This is a genomic window from Flavobacterium sp., from assembly GCF_044361065.1.
Classification (GTDB): domain Bacteria; phylum Bacteroidota; class Bacteroidia; order Flavobacteriales; family Flavobacteriaceae; genus Flavobacterium.
The window spans coordinates 1-3,307 of the sequence record NZ_JBIKJI010000225.1 but is presented as its reverse complement, the minus strand read 5'-3'; the positions used below and the strand labels follow the sequence as shown (position 1 = coordinate 3,307).

Genomic DNA, 3,307 nt, shown 5'->3' with positions numbered 1-3,307 from the left:
AATTGGACGAATGATGAGACCGAAGTTCTTGATGAAATTTTGGGGGGGATGCTTATTTCAAATCACTCTTATGGGGTGCCTTTAACGGGTTCGACTGGTACAGCTTTACCAGCTTGGTATATTGGCACATATGATTCCGATGCAAAAAATTGGGATGAAATTGCTTATTTGGCGCCCTACTATTTAATGGTCGCGTCAGCAGGTAATTCAGGAGACGATCAAAATAATTCTAATCCTATTTCTTTTGGAATTGATAAATTAACAGGAAACAAAACAGCTAAAAATAATTTAGTTATAGCAAATTGTCAAGATGCCGCAGTGAATTCAGCTGGAAATTTAACGGCCCCGGTAATTATAAATAGCTCAAGTAGTCAAGGGCCTACTGATGATAGAAGAATAAAACCTGATATAACTGGAAACGGCACAGGCTTAACGTCAACTAGTCATACAAGTAATACTGCTACCGCTAACCTAACTGGAACGTCAATGTCGTCACCAAATGTCGCGGGTACATTATTGCTTTTACAACAACATCACAATAATTTAACCACAAAATTTATGAAAGCGGCTACTTTAAAAGGCTTAGCTTGTCATACCGCAGATGATTCTGGAAATATTGGCCCAGATATTTATTTTGGTTGGGGATTATTAAATGCTAAAGCAGCCGCTCAAGCAATTAGTTCAAATGGATTAAATGCATGGATTTCTGAAGAAAAACTTAATCAGGGGCAAACATACTCAATTACAGTAAAGTCTTTAGGAACTACTCCATTAATGGCTACTGCTTGTTGGACGGATGTTCCTGGAGACGCCAATAATGGTCAAAGAGAAGCTAACGATTTAACTCGTGCGCTTGTAAACGATTTAGATGTGAGAATCACAAGAAATGGTTCAACTTACTATCCTTGGAAATTAGATTCAGACCCAACACTTGATGCTACTAGATTTGGGGATAATAATATTGATAATGTAGAACAAGTAAAAATAGACGTCCCACCTGCTGGTGATTATGTTATTACAGTGACTCACAAAGGAACCTTAGTTAATAATAAACAAGATTTTTCATTAATCATTACTGGTGTTACCTCTGGTTTTGCATTAATACCAACTTCTAATGATCTTGAAGTTTGTGCCGATCAAAATGCTACATACACTTTTAACTATACTCAAACAGGCACCACGACAACCACAACAAATTTTTCAGCAACTGGTTTGCCAAGTGGTGCAACAGCTGTATTTACCCCATCATCTAGAAATTCAAACGGACCTGTTACACTAACAATCTCGAATTTATCTGCAGTAAATCCTGGGAATTACAATATCGGTATTGTTGGAAACAATGGTTTAGAAACAGAAACAAGATATAAAAATCTAAAAATATTTAGTAGTGTTTTTTCGCCAGTTGTTGCTTCTAGTCCAGCTATTAATCAAGTTGGTGTAGCTACTACGGTAAATTTGGTATGGAATGCACAAGCAAATGCTGAATCATACCAATTACAAGTTTCATCTTCTCCAACTTTTGCCACTACAATTCTAAATGTTTCAAATTTGAGTGGAAATTCCTACATAGTATCTAATTTAGCACAACAAACTACTTATTATTGGAGAGTATCGCCATCAAACAGATGTGGAACTGGAATACTAACAAATGCCACAGTAAATAATTTTCAAACTGGTGTTTTATCTTGTGGAAATGAATTTTCTGCGACTAACTTTTCAAATGCAACAATTGCAAGTACGGCAAATGCAACAGCTTCTGTTCCAATTTTAGTTACTGGGGGATTAACTATCGGAGATTTAAATGTTGCTCTAAATATAACACATACTTATATTCAAGATTTTAAAATTAAACTAACAGGGCCTGCTTCTATTGGTAGTCCAGTAATTACTCTTTTGGACCAACCTTGTGGAGATAATGATAATGTAAATTGCACTATGGATGATAGTGGTATAGCCGTTGCATGTGGCACTTCTGTACCAGCTTTAACTGGAAGCGTAATTCCTTCTCAAACATTAACTGCATTAAATGGATTAATTGCAGATGGGGTTTGGACATTAACAGTAGATGACCCATATAATGGTGATGGCGGAACAATTAATTCTGTAAAACTACAAATTTGTAATATCCAAGTACCGCTTGCTATTGAGGATACTACTTTTTCTAACTTAAAAATATACCCAAATCCAACTACTGGAATTGTAAATATTGAATTAGGTAATCAAAATTTAGAAAGTAATTCAATAGTAAAATTATATGATATACAAGGCAGAATAATTTCAACTAAAGAAATGAAAACCGCTGTAGACAATGTAAATATTTCTAATTTATCTGACGGCGTTTATTTAATTACTATAGAAAACGGGAGTTCTAAAACAACGAAGAAAATTGTGTTAGCAAAATAAATATATAAAGGAGCTCTAATTAGAGCTCCTTTTTTTATAAAAAACGCACTTTTAATTCCTGTTTATTTGTTGACTTATTTACTAATGATTTTGCAAGGAAAATAAATAACGCGACTCAAGAGTACCGCTAAAATAAAGTGTAGAAAATATCCATAAAAAAACCCGATAAAGAATATTTATCGGGTTTAAATATAAATAATACTTTATTATTTTGAAGCTGGAGCAGCTACTGCTGGTGCTTCATTAACTTTAACTGTTCCTTTAATTGTAATTGTTTTCGGCATAGCATTTTCTTCACTAGTGATTACCGTAACGGTTTTGTGAAAAGCACCACCTGATGCAGCATTGTAAGTAGCTGTTACCGTTCCTTTTTCACCTGGTTTGATAGCTGTTTTTGTGTAATTTGTAGCTGTACATCCACAAGATGCTTTTACATCTTTTAAAGTAACATCTTTGTTTGTAGTGTTTGTAAAAGTAAACTCATAAGATACTGGTTTACCTTGTTCAATTGTTCCAAATTCGTGAGTTTCTTTTTCCCATTTCATTTGAGAGGGTGTTTGTGGTGCAGCTGGAACAGCTACTGGTGCTGGCGCAGCATTTTGGGCAAATGAAAGTGAACCCATAAATAATGCAACTGCTAGTAATTTTAATGTTTTCATAATTATTATATTTAAATTAGTTGTTTATTAACATCACAAATGTATTTATTTTTTTAAATAATGTTGTTAATCGACAGTATTTATTGTGTTAATGAGTTGTTAATGATTAATTTCGCTTTAAAATTTGTCTTAATATCGTTAAAAATTTAGAACATAAATGAAACTATCACGATTTAATATTGTCATAATAATTGGATTTCTTGCTATTGTAGGAGTGATTATTATGCAATTGTTTTTAATAAATA

Annotated in this window: 2 protein-coding genes; one reads left to right on the top strand and one right to left on the bottom strand. The window is 33.5% G+C overall.

Annotated elements, in window-relative coordinates:
* Window positions 1-2,403 (top strand): S8 family serine peptidase (locus ACIQ11_RS10270; protein WP_396154608.1); only part of this gene is annotated, 2,403 nt, incomplete at its 5' end.
* A gap of 206 nt (window positions 2,404-2,609) precedes the next feature.
* On the opposite strand, the gene ACIQ11_RS10265 is transcribed toward ACIQ11_RS10270, so the two are convergent.
* Window positions 2,610-3,062, bottom strand: a complete 453-nt coding sequence (locus ACIQ11_RS10265) for a DUF1573 domain-containing protein (RefSeq protein ID WP_396154606.1) — start codon at window positions 3,060-3,062, stop codon at window positions 2,610-2,612.
* Window positions 3,063-3,307: the final 245 nt, after the last annotated feature.

What these genes read in the sequence shown, in the direction of transcription:
- ACIQ11_RS10265 (WP_396154606.1), bottom strand. Translation starts at nt 3,062, where the DNA reads ATGAAAACATTAAAATTACTAGCAGTTGCATTATTTATGGGTTCACTT.